At 37.4% G+C, this 1,640-nt stretch carries 2 protein-coding genes; both read left to right on the plus strand.

What is annotated here, in order from left to right; translation table 11 throughout:
• Positions 1 to 84: 84 nt before the first annotated feature.
• The gene (locus ENH66_01615) at positions 85 to 906 is read left to right on the plus strand and encodes a hypothetical protein (GenBank protein ID HDZ54378.1); all 822 of its coding nucleotides are present in this window, start codon (positions 85 to 87) and stop codon (positions 904 to 906) included.
• A gap of 203 nt (positions 907 to 1,109) precedes the next feature.
• The coding region (locus tag ENH66_01620) for a hypothetical protein (GenBank protein ID HDZ54379.1) at positions 1,110 to 1,640 on the plus strand (531 nt) is incomplete at its 3' end.

The raw sequence follows: 1,640 nt of genomic DNA on the forward strand, positions 1-1,640 counted from the left end.
ATGTTATATATGTCTGATGATATTGAAGTTAAGGATGGAAAAATGTATGGAGGGTGGCGGAAACCTCAAAATCTCTATAGGGGTATGAAAACCTCAATTCATGACGATGCTACTGCAAAGAGCGTAGGGATGCGTGGTGGGACAATTCCAGGCACAATTCACCTGAGTCTGTTCTCACCTTTAGGTCAAAAAATATTTGGTGATCGATGGTTTGAGAAAGGAGCGATAAGTATGTATTATACATTTGCTACAGTTGATGAAGAAGAAGTAAGAGCAATCATCGAATTGCCCTCCGATACAACTGAAGAGATGCTACCCATTGCTACAAATGATGTGCAATTTAAAGCGTGGGGTGAGCTGAAAAATGGCCAACAGATAATGACGGGAACGATTTCTATTGGTGAACCAAAGGAACCGTCATATTTGCAAGCTATTGAACTAAAAAATAGTAAACCAGAGGATTTACGTATTTTAGCTGACTATAAAGTTGGAGATGTGCTTGCTCCTGAAGAAATATTAATTACTCAAGAAGCCGCGACTAAGGGATTACCATCAATAACCGATCGAATTGATTATTATAAAGGAAAATCACCGTGGGGTAATGCAATTCTGTCACCCACTGCTATGTATGGCACTATGGCGTTTTTTACAAAAGACCACGACCCCAAGTGGGACAAGGGTGTAGCTTTTTTTGGCGCTACTGAAATAAAGAATATCAATGGGCCAACACAAGTAGATGTTCCTTATATTGCTAAAGGGAAGGTCGCTTGTGTAGGGGTCTCCCGTAAAACTGAGTATTTTTGGCTTGATTCTACTCTGGAAGAAAAAGAAACGGGAAAAGTAGTCGCATCGATGCGTCATTTGAATCGCTATATGAAAGCAGGATCTTCACTTTATAAAGATTAATCATAAGAAGAAATAATACATTCGACGTAAATCTGATTATTACAATATTTTATTCTTTTATTTTGTCAATTTCTACAAGCCCTGTTGTACTTATCTTTGCCAGAGTCAAGAGAAAAATCTTGTATAGTTTTTGAAAAAAAATTTAGTAAACTTTAAATTTTCTCTGAATATTTATACACGAAAAGAAAAATTTGTCTTATATTATGAATCCCTCACGTTTGCAAGTCATAAATCAGCTAGAAAACTCAGAAGAGCCATCTATTAGATATTCGACAGCTCTCTATCGTGATCATGAAGATCCCAACTCTTTGAAAATGCGAGAATTACAAGAAGAGATCAGAAATTCCCCAAGGGTTCAATCTTTACTTTCCCAGGTGAATGGAGTTTACGTTAAATGGCAAGGAGCCCACTGGGTGTTAAGCCTTTTAGCGGAATTACATTATCCTTCAGGTGACGATTCATTGCTACCCCTTCGTGATCAAGTTTATAATTGGTTATTTTCACCAAAATTTTTAAAAAAAATTAAAACCATCCGTGGTAAAGTCCGACGGTGCACATCTCAAGAAGGAAATGCTATTTACTTTTCTCATAAACTGGGATTAATTGATGACCGAACAGAACAATTAGTGGATCGTTTATTAAAATTTCAATGGTCTGATGGGGGATGGAATTGTGATAAGAACCCTGAAGCACGCTGTTCATCCTACCATGAAAGCTTAATACCACTTCGGGCA

This window comes from Candidatus Nealsonbacteria bacterium, from assembly GCA_011050465.1.
Lineage (GTDB): Bacteria > Patescibacteriota > Minisyncoccia > Minisyncoccales > RBG-13-36-15 > RBG-13-36-15.

What these genes read in the sequence shown, in the direction of transcription:
- ENH66_01615 (HDZ54378.1), top strand. Translation starts at nt 85, where the DNA reads ATGAAAACCTCAATTCATGACGATGCTACTGCAAAGAGCGTAGGGATG.